Source organism: Streptomyces bottropensis ATCC 25435 (genome assembly GCF_000383595.1).
Lineage (GTDB): Bacteria > Actinomycetota > Actinomycetes > Streptomycetales > Streptomycetaceae > Streptomyces > Streptomyces bottropensis.
The window spans coordinates 1,173,352-1,197,490 of the sequence record NZ_KB911581.1; the positions used below are offsets into that span (position 1 = coordinate 1,173,352).

The window sequence follows — 24,139 nt, forward strand, 5'->3', positions numbered from 1 at the left end:
GAGGCGGAATTATGGAACGCCGCACCATCGAACCCCGGCCGGGCTGGCAGGAGACCGTCGAGGAACAGGGGCTCATCTACCCGCTGACCCGCTACCCCGACGGCTCCCTGCGCCCGTACTGGGACGAGAGCGCGTACTACGTCTTCTCGCTCCCCGAGGTCGAGGCGCTGGAGGAGGTCGTCGAGGAACTGCACACCATGTGCCTGGCGGCCGCCGCGCACATCGTCGAGCACGACCGCTTCGCCGAGCTCGGCATCACCGATCCACGCCTCGCCGGCCTCGTCGCCGAGGCGTGGCGCCGACGGGCCGAACTGCCGTCCGTCTACGGCCGCTTCGACCTCCGCCACGACGGGACCGGTCCCGCCAAACTGCTGGAGTACAACGCCGACACCCCCACCTCGCTCGTCGAGGCGGCCGGCCCCCAGTGGTTCTGGATGGAGGAACGCTTCCCGGGCGCCGACCAGTGGAACTCCCTCCACGAACGCCTCGTCGCCGCCTGGAAGAAGCAGTCCTCCCTCCTCCCACCGGGCAGCCCGCTGTACTTCGCGCACTCCGCGGGCGACGAACTGGGCGAGGACCTGATGACGGTCGCCTATCTGAAGGAGACCGCCGAACAGGCCGGCCTGGACACCGACTGGATCTCCATGGAGGACATCGGCTGGGACCGCCTCGCGGACCGTTTCGTCGACAAGAAGCTGCGTTTCATCCGCAGCATCTTCAAGCTCTATCCCTGGGAGTGGCTCACCACCGACCGCTTCGCCCCCCACGTGCTCGCCACCCTCGACAACGGCGGCGGCACCGGGACCACGATGTGGATCGAACCCGCCTGGAAGATGCTCCTCAGCAACAAGGCCCTCCTCGCCGTCCTCTGGGAGCTGTACCCCGGCCACCCGAACCTCCTCCCCGCCTATCTCGACGGCCCCCGCGAACTGGCCACCACCACCGGCTACGTCGCCAAGCCCCTCCTCGGCCGCGAGGGCGCCGGCGTCACCGTCCACGAGGCGGGCACCGCCTCCGCCCTGTCCACAGAGGCTTGCTGCTACCAGGAGTTGGCACCCCTTCCGGCCTTCGACGGCAACCATGTCGTCCTCGGCGCCTGGGTCGTCGAGGACGAGTCGGCGGGCCTCGGCATCCGCGAGTCCTCGGGCCTGGTCACCGACGAGTACGCCCGCTTCCTGCCCCATGTGATCCTCTGACCTCCGCACACTCCTCCACCTCCTGCCGTCGTTCGTATGGTGGACGTCCGGACCCCGGCGTCCACCACGCCCGATAGGGTGATCGGTGGGCCGTGACTGGCGCGCTGGGATGGGACGGACCATCGGGGAGCGGCCCGGGAACGATGAGTGCCGTGCGCCTGGGCCGTACCGTGAACGCTGAACGCAACGTCCGGAGGTCCCCATGTCAGCCGAGCCCCTCTCCCCCGAGTCCACCGCCTTCCGTGCCGCCCTCGATGTGATCCGCGCCGTCGAGCCGCGCGTGGCCGACGCCATCGGCCAGGAGGTCAGCGACCAGCGCGAGATGCTCAAGCTGATCGCCTCCGAGAACTACGCCTCCCCGGCCACCCTCCTCACCATGGGCAACTGGTTCAGCGACAAGTACGCCGAGGGCACCGTCGGCCGCCGCTTCTACGCCGGCTGCCGCAACGTCGACACCGTCGAGTCCCTCGCCGCCGAGCACGCCCGGGAACTCTTCGGCGCCCGCCACGCCTACGTCCAGCCGCACTCCGGCATCGACGCCAACCTGGTCGCCTTCTGGTCCGTCCTCGCCGACCGTGTCGAGGCCCCCTTCCTGGAGAAGGCCGGCGCCCGCCAGGTCAACGACCTCTCCGAGGCCGACTGGGCCGAACTCCGCCAGGCCTTCGGCAACCAGCGCATGCTCGGTATGTCCCTGGACGCCGGCGGCCACCTCACCCATGGCTTCCGCCCGAACATCTCCGGCAAGATGTTCGACCAGCGCTCCTACGGCACCGACCCCGCCACCGGCCTCATCGACTACGAGGCCCTGCGCGCGACCGCCCAGGACTTCAAGCCGCTGATCATCGTCGCCGGCTACTCCGCCTACCCCCGTCTCGTGAACTTCCGGATCATGCGCGAGATCGCCGACGAGGTCGGCGCCACGCTGATGGTGGACATGGCGCACTTCGCGGGCCTCGTCGCCGGCAAGGTCCTCACCGGCGACTTCGACCCGGTACCGCACGCCCAGATCGTCACCACGACCACCCACAAGTCGCTGCGCGGCCCGCGCGGCGGCATGGTCCTGTGCGACGACTCCCTGAAGGACCAGGTCGACCGCGGCTGCCCGATGGTCCTCGGCGGCCCCCTCCCGCACGTCATGGCCGCCAAGGCCGTCGCCCTGGCCGAGGCCCGGCAGCCCGCCTTCCAGGACTACGCCCAGCGCATCGTCGACAACTCCCGGGCCCTCGCCGAGGGCCTGATGCGCCGGGGCGCCACCCTGGTCACCGGTGGCACCGACAACCACCTCAACCTGATCGACGTCGCCACCTCCTACGGTCTCACCGGCCGCCAGGCCGAGGCCGCGCTGCTCGACTCCGGCATCGTCACCAACCGCAACGCCATCCCGGCCGACCCGAACGGCGCCTGGTACACCTCCGGCATCCGCATCGGTACGCCCGCGCTGACCACACGTGGTCTGGGCACCGCCGAGATGGACGAGGTCGCCGGCCTGATCGACCGTGTCCTGACCACCACGGAGTCCGGCACCACCAAGTCGGGCGCCCCCTCCAAGGCACAGCACATCCTGGACGCGAAGGTCGCCGACGAGATCTCCCGCCGTGCCACCGACCTCGTCGCCGGCTTCCCGCTCTACCCGGAGATCGACCTCGGCTGACCCCCTCGCCACGGCCGGTCAGGCATCCAACAGCTCCTGACGGGGCTCCCGCGGCGGTCCGGACTCGTGCCGGGCCGCCGCGCGGCGCAGCACAAGCGCGGCGCCCCCGGAGCCGAGGAGCAGACCCAGGGCCAGGGCGGGTATCGCCCAGCGGGCACGGTCGGCCGGACCGGACGCGTCTGAGGCGGCGCGAGTGCCGGTGACCGTCCCGCCGGGCTCGGTACCGGAACCGGTGAGCGCGTCGTCCGAGGACGTTCCCTGCACCGCGCCGTCGGAGGGCTCGCCCAGGACCCCGAGTCCTCGCAGCAGCTCCCGCAGCTCCTCCGACTGCTTCGCCTTGTGCCAGACACCCTCGCCCGAGGCCGCGTTGTCCTCCGCCGTTTGCAGTCCCGTGTATATCCAGACGTCCTTCGTGTCGGGCGCCGACATGTACAGCCGGTCCACCCGCCAGGCCGTCACGTCATGGCTCATCCACGTCACGGTGACCATGTCGCCGACCTGGCCTCCCCAGGTGCCCTCAGGCCCCCAGTCCGGAGCCTTCTCCCTGCTCCCGTCGAGCGCGGAGCCGGCCGGGACGAGGAGCCTGACCAGGAGGTCGTACTGCTTGGTCGTGCCGTACAGCGAAGCCGTCCTGTGGCTGGTCGGTGAGACCAGCAGCACGCTGGTCGGGCCGCCCGCCGCCGAGGGCGGTGCCCCCAGCAGGAGCAGGGCCAGAGCGGTCAGCAACGCGCCCAACGCCGTCGCCAGTTGTCGCTTTCCACGCATCCGACACCCCCGATCGATCCCGGTGCGGTCCGTCCGCACTCGCGGTGTCACTCCTGGTACACCGCTCGAACCGCCGGGGTTCCCACCTTGACCGGACCGATCAGTCCAATGACTCCGCGATCTTCCGCGCCCGGTCCTTCGAGCCCACGCCCTCCAGCCGCAGCGTGAACTCCTCGCCGTGGACCCACAGCAGGGTGGGCCCCGCCGTGCGCTCGGAGCGGGTGAAGCGGGAGCCGTCCTTCGAGGTCATCCAGAAGCGCAGGAGGTGCGGCTCCGGGAACCACAACGCCTCGAACGCGCCCGAGCCCAGCCGGACCCACTCGACGGCCTGCTCACCGGCCACCGTCTTGCCGTACTCGGGGGCCAGCCGGGCCGCGTACTCGTCGAGCCGGACGGTGTGTCCGCGCTCCTCCCAGCAGAGGGTGATCACGAAGCGGCCCTTCGGCGCACGCGTCACGGACACCGCGTCCGGCGTCCCCAGCGCACCCGGCACGAGCGGGGCGAACCCCGCCCGCCGCCCTGCCTCGGCGAGCGGGACCGGATCGGGGCAGCCCGGCACCCCCGCCCCGGGCGGAGGCGACGCCGACGGGTCGTACCGCACCTCGACCCCGCCGAAGTCGAAGAAGTCGGCCACCGCCGCCCGCACCGGAGGGGTGAGGACGAACACGGTGAGCAGCCCGCACAGCGCGGCCGTCAGCGCCCGCCGACGGAGCCCGAGCCACCGGCGCACCGCCCGCAGCCGCGCACCGGCGCCCGGCGGCTCGGCCACCGGGGTGGGCACCTGCTCGGCGAGTATCTGCCCCAGCACCCGCTCGACCATGGTCTCGTCCCCGTCGGCCCCCGGCCGGTCCAGCGCACGCCCGAGCGCCCGCAACTCCTCGGGCAACCGGACGCCACGCCCGTCACTCCCCGTGCCGCTGCCCACACTCTCCCGCTCCGCGTCCTCGCTGCCGCAGGGCCTGTCGGGCTCATCCATCTCCCTCACCTCCTCCCGTCTTCTCCAGGGCCTTGCCCGGCTCGAACTCCGGCAGCAGACGGCCCAGCCTGCGCAGCGCCCGGCTCAGGCGGGACTTCACCGTCCCCCGGGGCCAGCCGAGGGCCGCCGCCGTCTCCGGCTCGTCCATCTCCAGCAGATAGCGGTAGGTGACGACCAGCCGGTGTTCCTCGCTCAGCTTCTCCAGGGCGCCCAGGAGCGCGACGCGGCGCTCTATGGCCAGCGCGGCGAGGGCCGGGTCGGCCGAGGACGGTATCAACGGCTCGGCCTCGACGAACGCCGCCTCACGGTCGGCCAGGGTCCGCTGACGCCCCGCTGTCCGCACTGTGTTCCTCGTCTCATTGGCCACGATCGACAGCAGCCACGGCCGGAACGCGGAGCCGTCCCGGAAGCGGCCCAGTGAGCAGTACGCCTTGAAGAAGGCCTGCTGCACCACGTCCTCCGCGTCCGCACCGGCGCCGAGCGCCCGGGCCGCCCGCAGCGCGATGCCCGTGTGGGCGCGCACCAGCTCCGCATACGCCTCCGGCTCCCCGGCGCGTACGCGTGCGATCACCGCGGCCTCATCGACGATGCGGCCCCCCTCCCGCGTTCTCACACAATGGGTACACCGCCCGAGCCGGATCGGTTCCCGCCCGTGTCCCCTCTGTTTCCGGTCGGTTCCGGAACGCCCCCCGACACCTGAGAGAATGGTGAGCATGGCCTCTGACCGACCCCGCGTGCTCTCCGGCATCCAGCCCACCGCCGGCTCGTTCCACCTCGGCAACTACCTCGGCGCCGTCCGCCAGTGGGTGGCCCTGCAGGAGTCCCACGACGCGTTCTACATGGTCGTCGACCTGCACGCGATCACCATCGCGCAGGACCCCGCGGACCTGCGCGCCAACACCAGGCTCGCCGCCGCGCAGCTCCTCGCCGCCGGTCTCGACCCGGAGCGCTGCACTCTCTTCGTCCAGAGCCACGTCCCCGAGCACGCCCAGCTCGGCTGGGTCATGAACTGCCTGACCGGCTTCGGCGAGGCCTCCCGCATGACCCAGTTCAAGGACAAGTCCGCCAAGCAGGGCGCCGACCGCGCGAGCGTCGGCCTCTTCACGTACCCGATCCTCCAGGTCGCGGACATCCTGCTGTACCAGGCGAACGAGGTCCCGGTCGGCGAGGACCAGCGCCAGCACATCGAGCTCACCCGTGACCTCGCCGAGCGCTTCAACGGCCGCTTCGGCGCGACCTTCACGATCCCGAAGCCGTACATCCTGAAGGAGACGGCGAAGATCTACGACCTTCAGGACCCCGCGATCAAGATGAGCAAGTCGGCGTCGACCCCGAAGGGGTTGATCAACCTGCTCGACGATCCGAAGGCCACCGCCAAGAAGGTCAAGAGCGCGGTCACCGACACGGACACGGTGATCCGCTTCGACCCCGCCGAGAAGCCGGGCGTCAGCAACCTGCTCAGCATCTACTCGACCCTGACGGGTACGGGTATCGGGGAACTGGAGCAGAAGTACGTCGGCAAGGGCTACGGTGCGCTCAAGACGGACCTCGCCGAGGCCATGGTCGAGTTCGTGACGCCCTTCCGGGAGCGCACCCAGCAGTATTTGGACGACCCGGAGACGCTCGACTCGATCCTGGCCAAGGGAGCCGAGAAGGCGCGCGCCGTCGCCGCGGAGACGCTCTCCCAGGCGTACGACAAGGTGGGCTTCCTGCCCGCCAAGCACTGAGCCGCACCACCTCGGGCCCCGAGCGCCGATCGCACCACCGTCGCACCACCGACAGCGCCGCATATCACTCCGGCTGCGCCTGCCCGGAACACCGCCGTGGCCGTACAGTCGATAGCCGGTGCGACGGAGTGCGCCCCGCAAGATCCATGACCACACGCAGGACACGACGACAGGAGACGACGTGGGGACCGTAACGATCGGTGTGTCGATCGCGGTCCCGGAGCCCCACGGCAGCCAGCTCCAGGAGCTGCGCGCGGGCTTCGGCGACGCCGCGGCTCACGGCATCCCCACGCATGTCACGCTGCTGCCGCCGACCGAGGTCGGCGGCGGCGAGCTGCCGGCGATCGAAGCGCATCTCGCCGAGGTCGCGGCGGCCGGCCGGCCGTTCCCGATGCGGCTGTCCGGCACGGGCTCGTTCCGCCCGCTGTCGCCCGTGGTGTTCGTGCGGATCGTCGAGGGTGCCGAGGCGTGCACCTGGCTGCAGAAGCAGGTCCGGGACGCCTCGGGGCCGGTGGCACGCGAGCTGAACTTCCCCTACCACCCGCACGTCACCGTCGCGCACGGCATCGCCGAGGAGGCGATGGACCGGGCGTTCGAGGAGCTCTCCGGATACGAGGCCCAGTGGCCCTGCACCGGCTTCGCGCTCTACGAGCAGGGCCCCGACGCGGTCTGGCGCAAGCTGCGCGAGTTCGCGTTCGGCGGATCGGTCGTCCCGTCGCAGGCGGGGGCGCCGGTGGGGGACACGACACTTCCCACGCGCTGACGCCGCCGATGGAGGGACAGGGCGCCCACCCGCGAGCCCCCCACCTCCCCTAGAGCGGCAGGCGGCGGAACAGCGCCCTCGGCATGTGCCTCAGGGCCGCCATCACCAGGCGCAGCGAACCGGGCACCCACACCGTCTCCGAGCGCCGCCGCAGACCCAGTTCGATGGCGGTGGCGACCGCCTCCGGGGTCGTCGCGAGGGGGGACTCCGGGCGGCCCGCCGTCATGCTCGTGCGGACGAAGCCGGGGCGGACGAGCATGACGTGGGCGCCCGTGCCGTGGAGGGCGTCGCCGAGCCCCTGGGTGAAGGTGTCGAGGCCGGCCTTGCTGGAGCCGTAGATGAAGTTGGAGCGGCGGGCGCGCTCGGCGGCGACGGAGGACAGGACCACCAGGGAGCCGTGACCCTGCGCCTGGAGGGCCCGCCCGCAGATCAGCGCGGACGAGACGGCGCCCGTGTAGTTGGTCTGGGCGACGCGGGCGGCGGCCACCGGGTCGCGCTCGTCGTTGGCCTGGTCGCCGAGCACGCCGAAGGCGAGCAGGACCATGTCGATGTCGCCCTCGGCGAAGATCTTGCCGAGGATCGCCTCGTGGGACGCGGGGTCGAGCGCGTCGAAGGTGACGGTGTGCGTCTGCGCGCCGAGTCCGCGCAGGTGGACGGCGGCGTTCTCCAGGTCCTGCGAGGGGCGTCCCGCCAGCCACACCGTGCGGGTGCGGCGGGCGATCAGCCGGCGTGCCGTGGCCAGCGCGATGTCCGACGTGCCGCCGAGGATCAGCAGGGACTGGGGGGTGCCGAAGGCGTCCTTCAAGACAGCTCCTGGGTGTGTGGGGGGACAGGGGTTTCCACGGCGTCCACGGCGCTCAGAGGCCGAGGCGTCGGGCCAGGTCCGACACGAAGACGCCGCCCGGGTCCAACTCCCGCCGCAGTGCGCGGAACTCGGGCAGCCGGGGGTACATCGCGGTCAGCAGTTCGGGGCGCAGACGGGCGTCCTTGGCCAGGTAGACACGGCCGTCGGCGGCCGCGACCTCCTCGTCGAGCGTGTCCAGGAAGGTGCCGAGGCCGGGCAGGCCCGCCGGGATGTCCAGGGCGAGGGTCCAGCCGGGCATCGGGAAGGACAGCCAGCCGGGGTCGCCCTCGCCGAACCCCTTCAGCACGGCGAGGAAGGAGGAGCAGCGGCGCGCGGAGATCCGGTCGACGATCCGGCGCAGGGCCTCCTCGTGGCCGTACCCGACGACGAACTGGTACTGCACGAAGCCGGACCTGCCGTAGATCCGGTTCCAGTGCGGCACCCCGTCGAGGGGGTGGAAGAAGGTGGAGAGGCGTTGGAGTTCGCCGGTGCGGGCCCGGGGGGCCCGGCGGTACCAGAGTTCGTTGAAGAGGCCGACGGCCGTACGGCCCAGGAGGCCTTCCGGGACGCGGGCGGGAGGCGCCGGGAGCCGGCTGGTCCGGAATTCCAACGGACCGGCAGCCCGCCGGAGGGTGTTCCCGCGGAACGCGTCCCCGCGAGAGAAAAGCCCCCCACGCGCGCGTGGGGACGAGGAGTGCCCCTCACGCGCGCGCGTGGACGGTGATCCCGGCGGCTCCAGCGCCTCCAGGGGCGCGTGGTCGCCGCGGGTGAGGACCGCGCGGCCCGTCGACGCGCCCCGGGCGAGCAGGTCGATCCAGGCGACGGAGTAGCGGTGGTGGCGGTCGCCTGCCGTCAGGCGGGCGAGGAGGTCGTCGAGGTCGCGGGCGCGTTCGGTGTCGACGGACATCCAGGACGTCTCGACGGGCAGGAGCCGTACGGTCGCGGTGAGGACGACGCCGGTCAGACCCATGCCCCCGGCCGTGGCGTCGAACAGGGGGGTGCCGGGGACGACCGTACGGATCCCGCCGTCCGCCGTCAGCAGTTCGAGGGACAGGACGTGCCGGGCGAACGACCCGGAGACGTGGTGGTTCTTGCCGTGGATGTCGGCCGCGATGGCACCGCCGACGGTCACCTGGCGGGTTCCGGGGGTCACCGGCACGAACCAGCCCAGGGGGAGCAGCACCTCCATCAGCCGGTGCAGCGAGACGCCCGCGTCGCACAGGACCGTGCCGTCGTCCGCGTCGATGGCGTGGACCCGGTCGAGGCCGGTCATGTCGAGAACGGTGCCGCCCGCGTTCTGCGCCGCGTCCCCGTACGCCCGCCCCAGCCCCCGGGCGATCCCCCCGCGCGCCCCGCACGCCCGTACGGCGGCCGCGGCCTCGTCGTAGGTGCGCGGGCGCAGCAGACGGGCGGCGGTCGGGGCGGTGCGGCCCCAGCCGGTGACGGGGACGGTCCGGCCGGGCGTGGGGGGTGGGGGAGCCGGAGGGGCCCCGGCGGCGTCGGCTGGCATGCCCGCGACCGTATCGCCGCGTATGCGGAGGAACCGGGTACGTCGGCCCGGCCGCTCTGTCGCCTCACCGAAACGGGTGATTAATGGGATGTCGTTCTAGATTGCCGCAGCTCCCGGACGGCCACCTAGAAGAGTGGCATCGCATGGATGAAGTTGACGTCGTCGACGGCGTGCGCGGCCTGGACCGGCGGTTGCTCTCCGTGCTGCACGCCCGGGGCGCGGACCCGCGCGTCGCGGCCGCCGCGCGCGGACTGTCCTGGGCCGGGGAGCACGGCCTGCTGTGGCTCGCGGGCGGACTGGCGGGGGCCGCCGTCGACCGGGAGCGGCGCGGCGTGTGGCGGCGCGGCGCGGTGGTGACCGCCGGGGCGCACCTGGCCAGCATGGGCGTCAAGAGAGTGGTGCGGCGGCCCCGCCCCGCGCGGGTCGTGCCCCTGGTCCGCACCGCCGGGCGGCACTCCTTCCCCAGCTCGCACGCCAGTTCGGCAGCGGCGGCGGTCGCCGTCGTCGCCCTCGGGGTCCCGGCCGCCCCGCTCGTCCTCGCCGCCGCTGCCCCGCTCGCCGCCGCGATGTGCCTCTCGCGACTGGTGGCCGGCGTGCACTACCCGTCGGACGTGGCGGCGGGCGTGGCGCTCGGGGCGCTCACCGCGCGGCTGGGCGCACGCTGGGTGGTGAACGGCCGTGGCTGAGCGCACCGTCCTCCTGGAGCGGCGGACGACCCCCGGGCAGGCGGCCCCGAAGGCCGGCCTCGCCCTCGGCCTCCTGCGCACCGCCCGACCCCGCCAATGGATCAAGAACACCCTGGTCGTCGCCGCGCCCGCGGCCGCCGGGGAACTCCTCACCCCACGCGCGCTCATCCAACTCCCGCTCGTCTTCGTGCTCTTCACGGCCTGCGCCGCCGCCGTGTACCTCGTCAACGACGCCCGTGACGCCGAGGCCGACCGCGCCCACCCGGTCAAGCGCCACCGCCCGGTCGCCGCCGGACAGGTGCCCGTACCGGTCGCGTACGCCGTCGGCGGCGCCCTGGCCGTGCTCGCGCCCCTCACCGCCGCGTGGCTCTGCCCGCCGTACACCGCCGTGCTGCTGACCGCCTACCTCGCACTCCAACTCGCCTACTGCGTCAGCCTCAAGCACGTCCTGGTCCTCGATCTGGCCGTCGTCACCACCGGGTTCCTGATGCGGGCGATGGCCGGCGGGCCGGCGCTGGGCATTCCGCTGTCGCGCTGGTTCCTGATCACCACCGGCTTCGGCGCGCTGTTCATGGTGGCGGCCAAGCGCTACTCGGAGGCTGTGCAGATGGCCGACCGGCCCGGCGCCACCCGGGCGCTGCTCACCGAGTACACGGCCGGATACCTGCGCTTCGTCTGGCAGCTGGCCGCCGGGGTCGCCGTGCTCGGCTACTGTCTGTGGGCGCTGGAGGAAGGCGGCGTCCCCACCACCGGGGTCCTGCCCTGGCGTCAGCTCTCCATGGTCGCCTTCGTCCTGGCCGTCCTGCGCTACGCCGTCTTCGCCGACCGGGGCACGGCGGGCGAGCCCGAGGACGTCGTCCTGCACGACCGCGCCCTCGCCCTCATCGCGGTGGTGTGGCTGACGATGTACGGGCTGGCGGTGGCGGACTGGTGACGCGACGGCCACCACGCCGGGGGCGGTGACGTCCGGAGCGCCTGTGCGGACCGGTGCGGGGTACCCGGCATCGGTCGGCGACGAGTGGGGCAGAGTTCGGATCATGGACTGGCTGAAAAAGCTTCCCGGGGTGGGCCCCCTGGCGGAGCGTCTGATGACCACGCACGCGTGGCGGTCGTACGAGCGGCTCGACCGGGTGAAGTGGACCCGGCTGGCCGCCGCGATGACCTTCATCAGCTTCCTGGCGCTGTTCCCGCTGCTGACCGTGGTCGCCGCCGTCGCCGCGGCGACCCTCGGCAAGGACAGGCAGCAGGACCTGGAGGGCCGGCTGGCCGAGCAGGTGCCCGGCATCTCCGACCAGCTCGACATCGCCGGCCTCGTCGAGAACGCCGGCACGGTCGGGGTCATCGCCGGCGCGCTGCTGCTGTTCACCGGCATCGGCTGGGTCGGTGAGATGCGCGGCTGTCTGCGCGCCGTCTGGGAGAAGCCGGACCCCGACGAGAACCCCGTCCTCGCCAAGGCCAAGGACACGGGTGTCCTCGTCGGCCTCGGCGGCGCGGTCCTCGTCTCCCTGGCAGCCTCCACCGCCGCCTCCTGGGCCGTCGGCCGGTTCGCCGACCAGCTCGGCATCGACCGCGACGGCTGGGGCGGCATCCTCCTGCGCATCGCCGCGTTCGCCGTCGCCGTCCTCGCCGACTTCCTGCTCCTCCTCTACGTCCTCACCCTGCTCCCCGGCGTCCATCCGCCCCGCCGCCGCCTCGTCGTGGCCGCCCTCATAGGAGCCGTGGGCTTCGAACTCCTGAAGCTCCTGCTCAGCGGTTACATGCAGGGCATCGCCTCGAAGAGCATGTACGGCGCCTTCGGTGTCCCCATCGCCCTGCTCCTGTGGATCAACTTCACCACCAAGCTCCTGCTGTACTGCGCGGCCTGGACGGCGGAGAGCAGCAAGGAGGCACCGGAACCGGCAACGGACGAGTGAGGGGCGAGGGGCTGCCGCGCGACCAGCCGCGGCGCACCCGCGCCGCACACCGGGCAGCGACCGCACGGCCGCTCCCCGTCCGCCCTAATTGCGCCCCCGCAGAGGCCACTTCCGGTTCACCAGGAACACGCCGCCGGCCACCAGCACCAGCACGCCTCCCATGATCCCGAGCGCGATCCCGATGCCGCCGCCCCCGCCGGAGGCGCTCGCCGCCACGGACTTGCCCCCCGCCCCGCCGGAGGCGGACGCCGAGTCGGTGGCCCCCGGCTGCGCACTCGGCTCGGCACTCCCGCCGGAGGTCTCCGCGCTCTTGGGCGCCACCAGCTCGCCCACCGGCGTCACCTTGCCCGCCGCCTTGAACCCCCAGTCGAGGAGGCTCGCGGTCTCCTTGTAGACCTGGTTGTGCTCGTTCTTCTCCGGGTGCATGACTGTGACGAGGAGGACCCGGCCGCCCCGCTCGGCGACCCCGGTGAAGGTGGCACCCGCGTTGGTGGTGTTGCCGTTCTTCACACCCGCGATGCCCTGGTAGGAGTCGAGGCCGCTGTCCCCGGTGAGCAGCCGGTTGGTGTTCTGGATCTCGAAGGAGGAGCGGCGCTTCTTGCCGTTCTTGCCCTTCTTCGTCTCGCCCGGGAACTTCGCCCGGACGGTGGAGCAGTACTCCCGGAAGTCCTTCTTCTGCAGCCCCGACCTGGCGAAAAGGGTCAGGTCGTACGCCGACGACACCTGCCCCTTGGCGTCGTAGCCGTCGGGGCTGACGGCATGCGTGTCGAGGGCCTGGAGTTCCTCGGCGTGCGCGTTCATGTCGGCGACGGTCTGCTTCACACCGCCGTTCATGGCCGACAGGACATGGACCGCGTCGTTGCCGGAGCGAAGGAAGACGCCGAGCCACAGGTCGTGGACGGTGTACTTCTCGTCCTCCTTTATGCCGACCATGCTGGAGCCCGCACCGACGCCCGCCAGGTCGGCGGGGACGACCTTGTGCTCGTCGTTCTTGTTGAACTTCGGCAGCAGCGTGTCCGCGAACAGCATCTTCAGCGTGCTCGCGGGGGCCAGCCGCCAGTGCGCGTTGTGCGCGGCCAGCACCTCGCCCGACTCGGCGTCCGCGACGATCCAGGAGCGGGCGCTGATGTCCTTGGGCAGGACCGGCGCGTCGCTGCCGAGGGCCGCCTGGGTGCCCGGCCTGCCCAACTGCTCGCCGCCGACGGTCGACATGGTCGCCGGGGGCGTCGCGGACGGCGAGGCGCTCGAACTCGGTGACGGCTTCGCGGCGAAGGCCGGTGCGGCCGTCAGTGTCAGCGAGGTGAGGGAGAGGGACAGCAGGGTGGCTGAGGTGACCAGCAGGGGGCGCCTGACGGTCTTCTTGGAGGCGGGCACGATCGAGAAAGTACATGGCTCCGACCGGTAAATCCCACCGCAGCGCGCCGTGGCTCGTTCTCGCCAACTCGCGCTCCCGCTCGCACCCCGGCGCGAGGACCCTGCGGCCGGCGGCGATACTGAACGCATGAAGCTCAGCCGCCCCCTCTCCTGGTTCCTGCTCGCCTTCGGGGTGTGGAGCTGGGTCATCTGGACCACTTTCATCAAGAACCTGTGGAAGGACGGCAGCGGGCTCGCGTTCGACGACGCGGGCGATCCGACGGCGTACTTCTGGGTGCATCTGACGCTCGCCGTCGTCTCCCTTGCTCTTGGGACGGCCATCGGGGTCATCGGGTTGCGCGGAGTGCGCGCCCTTCGCCGGACCGCGTGACCGGGAGCACGACGTGATGATCATTGTCTTCGTCCTTGTCGCCCTGCTCGTGCTGAGCGCTTTCGGGGCCCTGCACTGGTACGCGTGGCGCCGCCTGGTGCGCGACACGACACGTGGGTCGGGCCTCGCCAGACGCGTGGGCACGGTGGTGTTCGTCGTCGGGCCGGTGCTGATGTTCGCCGGATTCGCGGCCGAGCGCGCCCACGCCCCCTTCTGGCTGCAGCAGACGCTGACCTGGCCGGGCTTCATGTGGCTCGCCCTCTCGCTGTACCTGCTGCTGGCCCTGCTGGCGGGGGAGCTCGTACGGCCCTTGGTGAGCCGTCTGGTGGCGCGGCGCGCCCCGGCGCCCGCGCCGGAGCCGGACCAGGAGTCCGCGGTGCGCGAACCCGAGCCGCAGCCGGTCCCGGCGGGCGCCCAGCCCGCGGAGGCCATCGATACCGGACAACCGGCCACGCCCGCCGCCCCCGCCGCGACGGACCCCCCGGCCCCGCCCGCCTCCACCACCGCGGCCGCCCCCGCGGCCCCGGCCGACCCCTCCCGTCGCCTCTTCGTCTCCCGGGTCGTCGGCGGGGCCGTCGCCGCCGCGGCCGTCGGCACGGTCGGCTACGGCACCTACGGCGTCGTCCGCGGCCCGAAGCTCAAGCGGGTCACCGTGCCGCTGGCGAAACTGCCGCGCGCGGCCCACGGTTTCCGGATCGCGGTGGTCAGCGACATCCACCTCTCGCCGATGCTGGGCCGGGGCTTCGCGCAGAAGGTCGTCGACACGATCAACTCGACGCAGCCCGACCTGATCGCGGTGGTCGGCGACCTGGTCGACGGCGACGTGGACGACCTCGGTCCGGCGGCGGCGCCGCTCGCCGGACTGAAGGCGCGCCACGGCAGCTACTTCGTCACCGGCAACCACGAGTACATCTCGGGCGCCGAGCAGTGGGTGGAGGAGGTGCGCCGGCTGGGCCTCACCCCGCTGGAGAACGCCCGTCGCGAGCTGCCGTATCTCGATCTCGCCGGGGTGAACGACATCGCGGGCGAGGACGAGGGCCAGGGCCCGGACTTCGCCAAGGCGCTCGGCGACCGGGACACGTCGCGGGCCGTCGTGCTCATGGCGCACCAGCCCGTCCAGATCCACGACGCCGTCGACCACGGCGTCGACCTCCAGCTCTCCGGACACACGCACGGTGGGCAGATGTGGCCGATGACGTATGTCGCCCAGGCGGCCAATCCCACTCTCGCGGGTCTGGAGCGCTACGGCGACACCCAGCTGTACGTGACCCGGGGCGCCGGCGCGTGGGGGCCCCCGGTGCGGGTCGGGGCGCCGTCGGACATCACGCTGGTGCAATTGGCGTCGAAGCAGGCATGACGGGACGTCAGAAGCCTTTCTGTATAAGGTTTCGAAGCCTTTCGGTCATGCATGGGTAATACACTTACCTAGTTCTTTCTCAATTCAACAAAACCTGCCTTCCGCCAACACAGCCGACTGTGGTTAGGTGATCGGCGCCACCGCGAAACCACTGTGCGCAGTGGGCCGGGTGGGGTTCTTGGGAGGGTCTTCCGATGCGGTCGGTTCGCTTACGGATTCTCGCGTCGCTGCTGGTGCTGGCGGTCGCGGCGATCGGCGGCTGGCAGTTGCTGCCCGCCCAGCTGGACGCGAGCAGGACGATCACCGTCGGCACGACCGACACGGTCACCTCGCTGGACCCGGCCGGCGCCTACGACGCGGGTTCCTGGGCGATGTTCAGCAGTGTGTTCCAGTCACTGCTGACCTTCGAACCGGGCGGCGCGGTACCGGTGCCCGACGCCGCGCGGAGCTGTGCGTTCGTCGGCAACGCCCTCCTGGTCTACCGCTGCACCCTGCGTCCGGGCCTGACGTTCCCGAGCGGCCGCGCGGTCACCGGCAAGGACGTCAAGTACTCCTTCGACCGGGTCAAGCGCATCAACGCGGAGGTCGGCCCGGCCACGCTGCTCGACACCCTGCGGTCGGTCACCGCGAGCGGGCTCTCCGTCGACTTCCGTCTCTCCTCGCCGGACGCCACCTTCCCGTTCAAGGTGGCCACAGGCGCCGGGTCGATCGTCGACCGCACGAAGTACCCGGCGAACCGGCTGCGCACCGACGCCGGCGCCGACGGCACCGGCCCCTACTCCCTGACCTCCTTCACGAACGAGCAGGCCCGCCTCACCCCCAACCGTGCCTACCGGGGCATCGCCCGCACCACCGGCAGCCCCGTCCTCATGCGCTACTACAAGAACTCGCCCGCGCTGCAGCAGGCGTGGAAGGCGCGGCGGGTCGACGTCGTCACGCGCACGCTGCCGCCCGGGACGCTGGCCGACCTGTCCCCCAGCGATCCCGACCAGCGGGTCACCGAGGCCGACAGCACCGAGACCCGCAACCTCGTGCTCGACGTGCGGGCGGACTCGCCCCTGCACGACCGCCGGGTACGGCAGGCGATGGCCGCGCTGATCAACCGCGAGAAGCTGGTCGCCGACGTCTACCAGGGCACCACCGACCCGCTCTACTCACTCATCCCGGCAGGCATCACGGGCCACACCACCTCGTTCTTCGACGCGAACCCCCAGCCGGACCCGCAGCGGGCCCGCCGCCTCCTCGACGAGGCGGGCGTCAGCATGCCGGTGCGCTTCACGTACGGCTACGCCGAGGGCCGGGGTTCGTCCGCCGCCGAGGCCGCCGAACTGAAGGAGCAGCTGGAGGCGAGCGGGCTGTTCTACGTGACGACCAAGGCGTACGAGTGGACCGAGTTCCAGAAGCGGTACGCCGAGGGCAAGCTCGACGCGTACGGGGTGGGCTGGGTGGCCGACTACCCCGACCCCGACACCTTCGGCGGGCCCCTCGTCGGCACCGGCGGCTCCCTGAGCAACGGCTACAGCAGCGAGCAGGCCGACCGTCTCATCAAGAACAGTCAGCGCTACGCGGACCGCGGCCGGGCCGTGTCCGACTTCAAGGAGCTGCAGGAGGTCGTGGCGCAGGACGTGCCGATGATCCCGCTGTGGCAGCGCAAGGAGTACGTACTCAGCAGCGAGGACGTGGGAGGGGCGCAGTATCTGTCGGACGGGACCGGGGTGTTCCGGCTGTGGCGGCTGGAGTGGATCTGATCAGGCCGCGGATATGACGGAAGCCGCGTGACAGCTGACGCGAACTCGCGGGTCGGGTGAGCGCCGGAGTGACACGACGCGTCCGCCCCGCGCATCTTCGTGTCGGGGGCGGGTTCGGGGTGAGGAGCGAACGTGCTGAGACGCGACTCCTTCCGGCTGCCCCGCCATCCGGCGTCCGTGGGCCTGGTCCGACGACGCGTGAGGGAACACCTGGTCGACTGGGGGCACGGGGAGGGTTCCGCCGCCCTGGACGACATCGTGCTCGTGGTCTCCGAGCTGGCGACCAACGTCGTACGCCATGGCCCTTTGCTGGAGCGGGAGTTCGAGGTGGCCGTGACCGCGTTGGCGGACGGTTCCTGCTTCATCGAGGTCTCGGACGAGGGGACGGCCGAGCCCCGGCTCCAGGAGGTGGGGGAGTGGGCCGAGACGGGGCGCGGGTTACGGCTCGTGGAGCACCTCGCGGGGGCGTGGGGGGTGTGGAGCCGGGGGCGGCACGGGAAGACGGTGTGGGCGTTGGTGGGGGTGCCGTAGCGCCTGGGGGGAGTGGGTCGGCGGGTGGGGGTGGCCATGACTGGGCGGGCCCATGAGAGCGCGCCGCGGTTTCTCGTGGCCCCCGGGCACGGCGGTGGGGCCGTCGCTTTCAAGCCATCGCCTGTCGCGCGTACGCCCGTGCCCGTGCCCTCCTCCGCGAGCCCGTCGGCGCTCTCCTCCGCGCCCCCGCCCGCGCCCTTCTCGGCGAGCCGAGCCCGGCTGGCCTGCGGGCGCGCAGGCCCGCCGGCGCGCAGGCCCGGCAGGTCACCGGTCCCGTCGGATCGTCAGGCCTTGATCAGTCCTTCCGGCCCGCCGCCCCCGGGTCCGGCAGCACCTTCGTCATGCCCGGCAGGAAGTCCGTGAACAGCTCGTGGACCTCGCGGACCAGGGGGCGCAGCGCGCGGAACCGGGCGAGGGAGACACCCCGGGTCGTCAGCCGGGCGCCGCGCTCGGCGAGCCGGTAGCTGCGGGCGCGCCCCTCACTGCGGTCGAAGACCCAGTACAGGACGAGCCCCATCAGGGACAGCCACATCAACTCGGGCAGGATCTCCCGGAGTTCGTCCGGAACCTTGGCCTTGGACCCGGCGAGCACCTCGCGGTGGATGGCGATGGACTCCTCGCGCGGCCCCTCCGACTCGGGCGAGAAGGGGCTGAGCGGACTCTGCGGATCGGCCGCGTTCTTGAAGAACTGCGCCGCGAACTCGTGGTACGGCTCCGCCACGTCCAGCCACGCCTTGAGCACCCCGGCGATCCGCGCCTCCAGATCCTTCTCCCGCTCCAGCACGGGCCGCACCGCCACCAGATGCTCGGCGCCGATCCGGTCGTAGAACCCCTGGATCAGGTGTTCCTTGCCGGCGAAGTAGTAGTACGCGTTCCCGACGGAGACCCCGGCCTCCTTCGCGATGGCCCGCATCGTCGTCTTGTCGTACCCGCGTTCCTGGAAGAGGCGCAGCGCGGTCTCCAGGATCAGCGCCCGGGTCTGTTCGGACTTGGCGGAGGCCTTGGGGCCGGGTTGCCCGGACCCCGGCGAGGGTTCGGTGTACGGCTCGTCGGCGCCGGATTCGGTGCCGGGCTCGTCGGCGCCGGGCTCTGGACTGGGGCTGTCGTTCACTGCGGGCACGGGCAGAGCCTAACGAGTCGGGCAGGTACCGGTGTCGCAGTCGGGCGCGCGGTACAGCCACCCGTACCGCCGGTCGTACACCCATCCCGTCAGCTCGGCTCCGCCGCTCCCGCAGCCCGAGCCGGGCTGCCGGTGGGTACCGCGCCACTTCGCGGCGGCGAGTACGGCGGTGCGCGCGAACCGGGCCCCCGCCGGGGTGCTCAGCCGGTGCGCGAGCGGCCGGTGCTCGCGCAGCGCCCACAGACACACGATCCAGGCGGCGGACCCCCGGTACACCTGCCCGCCGTCCCCGACGATCGTGATCTCCTCCAGCGTCGCCCCGTGATCGAGCGACGGAAACAACCGCCGCGCCTCCTGGGATCCCGCAGCCACGAACGTCAGCGGCACCAACTGCCGCTGCCTGCCCAGCCACCCCCGCAGGAAGGCGCACAGCCCGCACCCGACGTCGTACAGCACGGTGAGCCCGCGGACCGGGACGCGCTCGGCGCCCCGGTCCGCGGTGGCCGGCTCGGCCATGGTGCTCATGCCCGCCCCGTGGGAGCGACCCAGCCCTGCGGCTGGACCGGCGGCATCTGCTCCCGCTCCATCACGCCCCGCCGCCGGAACCTGTTCAGCACGAACACGTTCCCCAGGTGCAGCGCCCCGAGCACGAGCAGCACCACCCCGAGCTTCGCCGACACCGCCTCGAACACCTCGCGCGGGCTGTCGATGGCGCCGTCCGCGTTCAGGTAGAGCGCCACGAACCCCAGGTTCACGAGATAGAACCCGACCACCAGCAGGTGGTTCACCGCGTCCGCGAGCTTCTCGTTTCCCTGCAGCACATCCCCGAGGAAGATCCGCCCGTTACTGCTCAACGTCCGCGCCACCCACACCGTCAGCCCCACGCTGACCAGCAGATACACCACATACGCGACGACCGTGAGGTCCATGTCCCCACCCCTTCCCGACTTTCTTGAACGCGTTCAAAGCGTCCTGGGAGAGACTGTAGACCTCTTTTTGAACACGTTCAAGCGGTCATCCGGTGCGGTCATCCGGTGCGGTCCGGTGCGGTCATCCGGTGCGGGCCAACTCCGGCCGCTTGGTGTAGTCCGTGAGCCCGATGACGTTCCCCCAGGGGTCCGCGAACTCGACGGTCCATCCGGTGGCGACGGAGAACGGCGCGTCGATCGGGGCCACGCCCGCCGCCGCGAGGGCTCGTGCGGCGGCCCGCGCGTCGGGCACCTCCAGCCACACCCGCGCGGGCGCCCACACGGGCGGCCGCTGCGGCAGCTCCTCCTCCACCCGCAGCAGCAGACCGGGCGTCTCCTTGCCGACCTTCAGCCCCGCGATCCCGGCCTCGTCCAGCCGAAAGTTCACGTCGAACCCGGCTCGCTCGTAGAAGGACACGGCCTGGCCGAGATCGCCGACGGGGAGGAGGAGGTTGTCGAATCCGAGCAGCTCGTACGACTCATTGTCTGACATGTCGTCAGATTAGAGCGTCGGTGGGTGGGGTGGTGGGAGCGACAGCACGTGCATGGCGCGGTCGGGGAGACGGTGGAACCAGGCATGCCAAAGGGGGCCGGCCGCGGCTTTCCGTGACCGGCCCCCTCCCCGTACTCCGGTCAGCCGATGGCGACCCGGGTCTTCCAGTAGCTCGCGGGTGCGATGATCTCCGTGCCCGAGCCGGACAGGACCGTCTTGCCACCGGCGTAGAAGCGGACCGAGCCGTCGGAACGCACGGTCCAGATGTCGGGGATGCCGTCCCCGTTGGCATCCGGCGTTCCGATGAGCAGGGGGACGTTGGCGTTGGACCAGCCGGCGGAACCGTACTCGAGGTCGGTGCCGCCGGAGGAGTCGGCGCCGGACGACAGGGAGTCCAGGTCGGTGCCGCCGCCGCTCGCCGCTTTGCCTTTGCGGAGCATCAGCTGGGCGTGCTCGTCCGTGCGGTACACCATGTCCGTCACACCGTCGCCGGTGATGTCCAGGACGGTGACGATGTCACGCTCGGTCCAGGCGGAGCCCGACAGACGGATCGCCTGGTCGATGGTGGCGCCGTGGTAGCCGGTGAGAGCCCACAGTTCGTCGCCCGCGGTGGCGAAGAAGTCGGTACGGCCGTCGCCGGTGGCGTCACCCGTGGAGACTATCTGCGTCAGCGAGGCCGGGCTGGGAGCCCCCTCGGGCAGCAGGATCTCCACGCGCTTGTCGATGTTGACGGCACCGTAACCGTCGCCGGGATACACCCACAGCCTGCCGCCGACGCGCACCACCAGGTCCTGGAGGCCGTCACCGCCGTAGACGTCCCCGTTGTGGGTGACCAGGGCACCCTTGAAGTGACCGGAGGGCGCGGCGACATACGGCGGCAGATCGTCGCCGTTCGGATCCTTGTCCGGGTTGGAGCGGTAGGCGCCGGCCATCGAGTAGTCCAGGTCGCCGGAACCCTTGGCGAGGTCGTTGGTGGCCTGGGAGGGGTAGAGGGAGAGGTTGCCCGCCTCGGTGACGGCCATCAGGTCCGGGAGCTTGTCCCCGGTGAAGTCGCCGGGCGAGTCGGCCTGGTCGCGAGGGGAGACGTAGAAGAAGTACTTCGACGGCTGTGACACGTTGCCCGCGGCGTCCACGGTCCGCACGTACAGCACGTTGGGACCGGCGGTGGGCGGTTTGGCGTTGGTCAGCGTGGCACTGACGGTGGTCGCGGTGCCTGCCTTGCGGTCCAGCTGGAAGGGATAGCTGGCCGAGTTGAACCCGTACTCGTACCGGATCACGTCGGTGTTGAGGGCGCGCACGGTGAAGGTGCCCGCCGTGCCGAACTTCTTGGTGCTCCACTTCGAATCGTCGGCGCCGCTGCCGAAGCCGTTCTCGTCGGTGTCGGCGTTGGGGAAGTCGGCGGAGCCGACCTTGGGCGATTTGGGCGCGGCTGTGTCGAGGACGAAGCGGCACGGTGTCTTGGCCGGGGAGAACGGGGAGTACGATCCCGCGTCGTCCCTGGCCCGCACCCGCCAGGAGTAGAGGGTGCCGTTGGTCAGTTTGCTGGTGGAGAACTCGTCGGTCGTCCTCAGCGCGCTGTCCTTGTCCTTGCCCACGGTGACTTTTCCGGTCTTGCCGAGAAGGTCGCCCGTCGTCGCCCATTTGCCGTGCGGCCACAGGTCGAAGTCGAGATATTCGAGGTTCTTGTCCTTGTCGGACGCCTTCGCGGTGAAGGTCAGACTTCCCGATCCCATCCGGACGTACGGCTGGGTGGTGGTGCACTTGGCGTCGGGGCCGAGGTCGAGGGCGGTGGGGGCGGTGGGCTTGCGGTTGTAGACGAGTTCGAGCACGGGCGGATTTTCCCCGTTGGCCATGAACTTCTTCCACGCGTACTGCGAGTTCTCGTCCCGGGCGCGCATCCCGAACGTGATGGTGTCCCGGCCTTCATCGGCCTTCTTCTGGGCGGCCGTACGGACGTTGAAGCCTTCCCATGCGTCCCGGCAACCGGACTTGTAGCCGTGCGCGAAGCTCTTGCTGGTGATCTTGTTCCCGTCGTGCAGCTTGGGAGCGTTCCTCCAGTTGGTGCGTCCGCTGACCTTGCCGGTGAGATGCACGCTCATCGAACGGGCGCTGCACGACCAGGAGTACGTCTCCAGCATGTACAGCTTCGCCGACACGATCTTCGTACCCTTGAGGTCCTTGTCGAAGTACATGTTGAAGTACGAGCGCGAGGTGCCCCAGGTGTCGGACTCGAAGCCGACCCGGGCCTCGTGCGTACCACCCTTGTTGAAGCCCTTGCCGTTGTAGAACGTGGCGTTGGGGTGCCTGCTGTACGCGGTGGTCCAGGCCTGGATGTGCTTCTTGACCGACGGGTCGACGAAGACCGGATACGTGGTGGCCGGGTCGCGGAGGAAGTCCTGGTCGGGGGTGAGCAGCCAGTTCGCTCCGGACAGGTCGGTCTCGACCAGCTCGCCACGGGAGTCGGGGGACGGGCCGTCGAGACCGGGCAGGCTCAGGGTGGCCGCCGAGCCGGACTGCGAGGGCTCGGGCGTCGGCTCGGCCGGTGCGGACGGCGGCGGGGAGTCCGACGGAGTGGGCGCGGGGTCGTCCGTGCCCACCGGGAGTTCCTCGGGGTCCGGGTCGGTCTGCTCGTCCGTCTCGACGAGTTCTTCCTCGGTCGGGCTCACGTCGTCGCCCGGCGTGGGGGTGGACGAGTCGTCGGGGTCGGGGCTCTCCGCGTCGGTGGGCTGGGCGGAGGCGCCGACCGAGCCGTCGGTGACCGCCGGGGCGCCGCTGCTGTCCCACATCAGCGGCGTAGGCGAGAGCGCGACCTCTTCACCGTCCGCGTCCTCGGCGGCGAGGACGCCGGTGATCGGGTTCAGCCGGAACGACAGGTCCGCCGAGGTGATGCCGTAGGTGAGCTGCTTGGCGCGCGGGTCGGCCGCGGCCTGCCGGTCCTTGAGGACCAGCAACTGCGCGAAGCCGTCGTCGTCGGCCGTCAGCACCAGATCGGCACCAGGGAAGATCTCCGGGTACAGGGCGCGCGAGCCGTCGACGATCGGGGCGGGGACGGCGCCGGGCCAGGTGAGGTTGATGTCGTGACCGTCGACAGTGAGGGTGACGAGAGTGCTCGCCTCGGCGGTGGTGGCTGCCGTGAGGCCTCTGAGCAGGGAGACCCGGTGCGCGGTGGACCGGGAGGCACGCTCCTTGTCGTCACGCGTCGGCTCGGAGCCGGCCGAGAACACCATCCTGGTGTTGGTGGCCTTCGGTTCCCAGCCCTTCCCCGTGCGGTGGAGGTCGTAGTCGATGGCCTTCCACTCACCCCCCACCTTGGCTCGGACGGGGGAGGAGTAGAGCTTCTTGGCCAGCTTGCCGTCGGGCCGCGCCCACGTCGTCGACCGCGCCGTGCGCAGCGCCGTGACCTCGACGGATTTCCCGGTCTTCGCGGCCCGCGCGAGCGCGGTGGCGTCGGAGACCGGTTTCGCCTTCCGGTCGCCGCTCGACCTGCCGTTCGGGCCTGGCTCGTCCAGGCCGAGGCCGATGAAAGTGATGCCGGTGGCAGCGAGCGCCGCGGTGAGTACGACGGCGGTGGTCCGTCCGCCGGGCACGCGACGCCCGTTGCGCTCCTTGCGCGTCATCGGGCGAGTTCCCCTTCCCCCCTAGGAACCGGCGCGGGACAGGGCTCGGCCGGGCCAGCCGATGATGGCTCACGAGGGCGCTGCCGTCACGCTTCGCAAGCGGAGGGAGCCGAATGAGTCGAGTAACAGCGGGAAACGTAAGGAGTGTTGTGCGCGGCCGTCGGCAACTGCTGCGGTGGCGAACCCTCTTGGGGCAAAGTGCTGCAGAACGGCCGCTAACTGCCCTGAATTCATGGGTATTTGCGGCAAGTCCTGATGAACTGCGCGGTTGATCGCGGACGAGTTACTGCTTCCGGTAAAGCATAGGTAAATGCGGAATAAACGTCACTGACCGTTACCTTGCATTACGCGCCGTGGCGATCATCACATCCCCTCGGTCGATCTAGCGGAACTCCACAGAGCCGACACAGAATCTGCCCATCTGATACGCCATCACGCGTGGTCCATTCCCGGCCCCGCCTCGAATGGTCCGGGGGGACCTCGCCGTGTTCGGTCGCTTTTCGCCTGTCCGTTCGCGTCGGCTGCGCCGG

General features: G+C 71.2%; 22 protein-coding genes and 1 riboswitch. Of the genes, 11 read left to right on the forward strand and 11 right to left on the reverse strand.

Features of this window, described 5'->3' with window-relative positions:
* Positions 1 to 11 precede the first annotated feature (11 nt).
* Both STRBO_RS0105325 and STRBO_RS0105330 read left to right on the forward strand, forming a co-directional pair.
* The gene (locus STRBO_RS0105325) at positions 12 to 1,196 is read left to right on the forward strand and encodes a glutathionylspermidine synthase family protein (protein ID WP_005481056.1); all 1,185 of its coding nucleotides are present in this window, start codon (positions 12 to 14) and stop codon (positions 1,194 to 1,196) included.
* Positions 1,197 to 1,278: 82 nt separating this feature from the next.
* Positions 1,279 to 1,367: riboswitch (ZMP/ZTP riboswitch) on the forward strand.
* A 31-nt stretch (positions 1,368 to 1,398) separates the two neighbouring features.
* A complete protein-coding gene (locus STRBO_RS0105330; protein ID WP_005481055.1) occupies positions 1,399 to 2,847 on the forward strand; it encodes a glycine hydroxymethyltransferase in 1,449 nt (482 codons plus the stop codon).
* An 18-nt stretch (positions 2,848 to 2,865) separates the two neighbouring features.
* On the opposite strand, the gene STRBO_RS0105335 is transcribed toward STRBO_RS0105330, so the two are convergent.
* The 3 genes from STRBO_RS0105335 to STRBO_RS0105345 all read right to left on the reverse strand — a co-directional run bounded on the left by STRBO_RS0105335 (position 2,866) and on the right by STRBO_RS0105345 (position 5,201).
* Positions 2,866 to 3,612: a hypothetical protein gene (locus STRBO_RS0105335; RefSeq protein ID WP_005481054.1), complete on the reverse strand. Its 747-nt coding sequence runs from the start codon at positions 3,610 to 3,612 to the stop codon at positions 2,866 to 2,868.
* A 100-nt stretch (positions 3,613 to 3,712) separates the two neighbouring features.
* A complete protein-coding gene (locus STRBO_RS0105340; protein ID WP_020113885.1) occupies positions 3,713 to 4,588 on the reverse strand; it encodes a hypothetical protein in 876 nt (291 codons plus the stop codon).
* Complete coding sequence (locus tag STRBO_RS0105345; protein WP_005481052.1) at positions 4,581 to 5,201, reverse strand: RNA polymerase sigma factor; 621 nt, start codon at positions 5,199 to 5,201, stop codon at positions 4,581 to 4,583. The genes STRBO_RS0105340 and STRBO_RS0105345 overlap by 8 nt, the downstream gene beginning before the upstream one ends.
* A gap of 100 nt (positions 5,202 to 5,301) precedes the next feature.
* Here STRBO_RS0105345 and trpS point away from each other — a divergent pair, with 100 nt between their 5' ends.
* On the forward strand, positions 5,302 to 6,315 hold the full coding sequence (trpS, locus tag STRBO_RS0105350) for a tryptophan--tRNA ligase (RefSeq protein ID WP_037627768.1): 1,014 nt from the start codon (positions 5,302 to 5,304) through the stop codon (positions 6,313 to 6,315).
* 181 nt (positions 6,316 to 6,496) lie between these two features.
* Positions 6,497 to 7,078 (forward strand): 2'-5' RNA ligase family protein, encoded by a 582-nt coding sequence (locus STRBO_RS0105355; protein ID WP_020113886.1) that lies wholly within the window; start codon positions 6,497 to 6,499, stop codon positions 7,076 to 7,078.
* Between the two features lie 49 nt (positions 7,079 to 7,127).
* On the opposite strand, the gene dprE2 is transcribed toward STRBO_RS0105355, so the two are convergent.
* Complete coding sequence (gene dprE2, locus STRBO_RS0105360) at positions 7,128 to 7,883, reverse strand: decaprenylphospho-beta-D-erythro-pentofuranosid-2-ulose 2-reductase (protein WP_005481048.1); 756 nt, start codon at positions 7,881 to 7,883, stop codon at positions 7,128 to 7,130.
* Between the two features lie 52 nt (positions 7,884 to 7,935).
* Positions 7,936 to 9,432, reverse strand: coding sequence for an FAD-binding oxidoreductase (locus tag STRBO_RS0105365; RefSeq protein ID WP_005481047.1), 1,497 nt, complete (start codon positions 9,430 to 9,432; stop codon positions 7,936 to 7,938).
* 143 nt (positions 9,433 to 9,575) lie between these two features.
* On the opposite strand from STRBO_RS0105365, the gene STRBO_RS0105370 reads away from it, so the two are divergent.
* From STRBO_RS0105370 to STRBO_RS0105380, 3 genes are all read left to right on the forward strand, one after another.
* Entirely contained in the window at positions 9,576 to 10,118 is a 543-nt protein-coding gene (locus tag STRBO_RS0105370) for a phosphatase PAP2 family protein (RefSeq protein WP_005481046.1), read from the forward strand.
* Entirely contained in the window at positions 10,111 to 11,052 is a 942-nt protein-coding gene (locus tag STRBO_RS0105375; protein WP_005481045.1) for a decaprenyl-phosphate phosphoribosyltransferase, read from the forward strand. The genes STRBO_RS0105370 and STRBO_RS0105375 overlap by 8 nt, the downstream gene beginning before the upstream one ends.
* A gap of 103 nt (positions 11,053 to 11,155) precedes the next feature.
* Entirely contained in the window at positions 11,156 to 12,031 is an 876-nt protein-coding gene (locus tag STRBO_RS0105380; protein ID WP_005481044.1) for a YihY/virulence factor BrkB family protein, read from the forward strand.
* Positions 12,032 to 12,115: 84 nt separating this feature from the next.
* Here the strand turns inward: STRBO_RS0105380 and STRBO_RS0105385 are convergent, their stop codons facing one another.
* A complete protein-coding gene (locus STRBO_RS0105385; RefSeq protein WP_005481043.1) occupies positions 12,116 to 13,405 on the reverse strand; it encodes a D-alanyl-D-alanine carboxypeptidase family protein in 1,290 nt (429 codons plus the stop codon).
* Positions 13,406 to 13,532: 127 nt separating this feature from the next.
* Here STRBO_RS0105385 and STRBO_RS0105390 point away from each other — a divergent pair, with 127 nt between their 5' ends.
* From STRBO_RS0105390 to STRBO_RS0105405, 4 genes are all read left to right on the forward strand, one after another.
* Positions 13,533 to 13,775, forward strand: a complete 243-nt coding sequence (locus STRBO_RS0105390) for an SCO4848 family membrane protein (protein WP_005481042.1) — start codon at positions 13,533 to 13,535, stop codon at positions 13,773 to 13,775.
* A 16-nt stretch (positions 13,776 to 13,791) separates the two neighbouring features.
* Positions 13,792 to 15,132 (forward strand): metallophosphoesterase, encoded by a 1,341-nt coding sequence (locus STRBO_RS0105395; RefSeq protein ID WP_020113889.1) that lies wholly within the window; start codon positions 13,792 to 13,794, stop codon positions 15,130 to 15,132.
* Between the two features lie 194 nt (positions 15,133 to 15,326).
* Positions 15,327 to 16,880: an ABC transporter substrate-binding protein gene (locus STRBO_RS0105400; RefSeq protein ID WP_005481040.1), complete on the forward strand. Its 1,554-nt coding sequence runs from the start codon at positions 15,327 to 15,329 to the stop codon at positions 16,878 to 16,880.
* 132 nt (positions 16,881 to 17,012) lie between these two features.
* Complete coding sequence (locus STRBO_RS0105405; RefSeq protein ID WP_005481039.1) at positions 17,013 to 17,411, forward strand: ATP-binding protein; 399 nt, start codon at positions 17,013 to 17,015, stop codon at positions 17,409 to 17,411.
* Between the two features lie 295 nt (positions 17,412 to 17,706).
* Here the strand turns inward: STRBO_RS0105405 and STRBO_RS0105410 are convergent, their stop codons facing one another.
* The 5 genes from STRBO_RS0105410 to STRBO_RS0105430 all read right to left on the reverse strand — a co-directional run bounded on the left by STRBO_RS0105410 (position 17,707) and on the right by STRBO_RS0105430 (position 23,609).
* Entirely contained in the window at positions 17,707 to 18,381 is a 675-nt protein-coding gene (locus STRBO_RS0105410; RefSeq protein ID WP_237547621.1) for a TetR family transcriptional regulator, read from the reverse strand.
* A gap of 159 nt (positions 18,382 to 18,540) precedes the next feature.
* Positions 18,541 to 19,056 carry a thiol-disulfide oxidoreductase DCC family protein gene (locus STRBO_RS0105415; RefSeq protein ID WP_005481037.1) on the reverse strand — a complete coding sequence of 172 codons (516 nt, stop codon included), beginning with the start codon at positions 19,054 to 19,056 and terminating at the stop codon, positions 18,541 to 18,543.
* Positions 19,053 to 19,460, reverse strand: a complete 408-nt coding sequence (locus STRBO_RS0105420; protein ID WP_005481036.1) for a hypothetical protein — start codon at positions 19,458 to 19,460, stop codon at positions 19,053 to 19,055. The genes STRBO_RS0105415 and STRBO_RS0105420 overlap by 4 nt, the downstream gene beginning before the upstream one ends.
* 121 nt (positions 19,461 to 19,581) lie before the next feature.
* Positions 19,582 to 19,992: a VOC family protein gene (locus STRBO_RS0105425; protein ID WP_005481035.1), complete on the reverse strand. Its 411-nt coding sequence runs from the start codon at positions 19,990 to 19,992 to the stop codon at positions 19,582 to 19,584.
* 140 nt (positions 19,993 to 20,132) lie between these two features.
* Positions 20,133 to 23,609, reverse strand: a complete 3,477-nt coding sequence (locus STRBO_RS0105430) for a DNRLRE domain-containing protein (protein WP_005481034.1) — start codon at positions 23,607 to 23,609, stop codon at positions 20,133 to 20,135.
* Positions 23,610 to 24,139 lie beyond the last annotated feature (530 nt).

Bases quoted from the DNA above. Each gene is read 5' to 3' on its own strand.
- STRBO_RS0105325 (WP_005481056.1), top strand. From the start codon at position 12: ATGGAACGCCGCACCATCGAACCCCGGCCGGGCTGGCAGGAGACCGTC.
- STRBO_RS0105330 (WP_005481055.1), top strand. From the start codon at position 1,399: ATGTCAGCCGAGCCCCTCTCCCCCGAGTCCACCGCCTTCCGTGCCGCC.
- STRBO_RS0105335 (WP_005481054.1), bottom strand. From the start codon at position 3,612: ATGCGTGGAAAGCGACAACTGGCGACGGCGTTGGGCGCGTTGCTGACC.
- STRBO_RS0105340 (WP_020113885.1), bottom strand. From the start codon at position 4,588: ATGGATGAGCCCGACAGGCCCTGCGGCAGCGAGGACGCGGAGCGGGAG.
- trpS (WP_037627768.1), top strand. From the start codon at position 5,302: ATGGCCTCTGACCGACCCCGCGTGCTCTCCGGCATCCAGCCCACCGCC.
- STRBO_RS0105365 (WP_005481047.1), bottom strand. From the start codon at position 9,432: ATGCCAGCCGACGCCGCCGGGGCCCCTCCGGCTCCCCCACCCCCCACG.
- STRBO_RS0105370 (WP_005481046.1), top strand. From the start codon at position 9,576: ATGGATGAAGTTGACGTCGTCGACGGCGTGCGCGGCCTGGACCGGCGG.
- STRBO_RS0105380 (WP_005481044.1), top strand. From the start codon at position 11,156: ATGGACTGGCTGAAAAAGCTTCCCGGGGTGGGCCCCCTGGCGGAGCGT.
- STRBO_RS0105390 (WP_005481042.1), top strand. From the start codon at position 13,533: ATGAAGCTCAGCCGCCCCCTCTCCTGGTTCCTGCTCGCCTTCGGGGTG.
- STRBO_RS0105395 (WP_020113889.1), top strand. From the start codon at position 13,792: ATGATCATTGTCTTCGTCCTTGTCGCCCTGCTCGTGCTGAGCGCTTTC.
- STRBO_RS0105400 (WP_005481040.1), top strand. From the start codon at position 15,327: ATGCGGTCGGTTCGCTTACGGATTCTCGCGTCGCTGCTGGTGCTGGCG.
- STRBO_RS0105415 (WP_005481037.1), bottom strand. From the start codon at position 19,056: ATGAGCACCATGGCCGAGCCGGCCACCGCGGACCGGGGCGCCGAGCGC.
- STRBO_RS0105420 (WP_005481036.1), bottom strand. From the start codon at position 19,460: ATGGACCTCACGGTCGTCGCGTATGTGGTGTATCTGCTGGTCAGCGTG.
- STRBO_RS0105425 (WP_005481035.1), bottom strand. From the start codon at position 19,992: ATGTCAGACAATGAGTCGTACGAGCTGCTCGGATTCGACAACCTCCTC.
- STRBO_RS0105430 (WP_005481034.1), bottom strand. From the start codon at position 23,609: ATGACGCGCAAGGAGCGCAACGGGCGTCGCGTGCCCGGCGGACGGACC.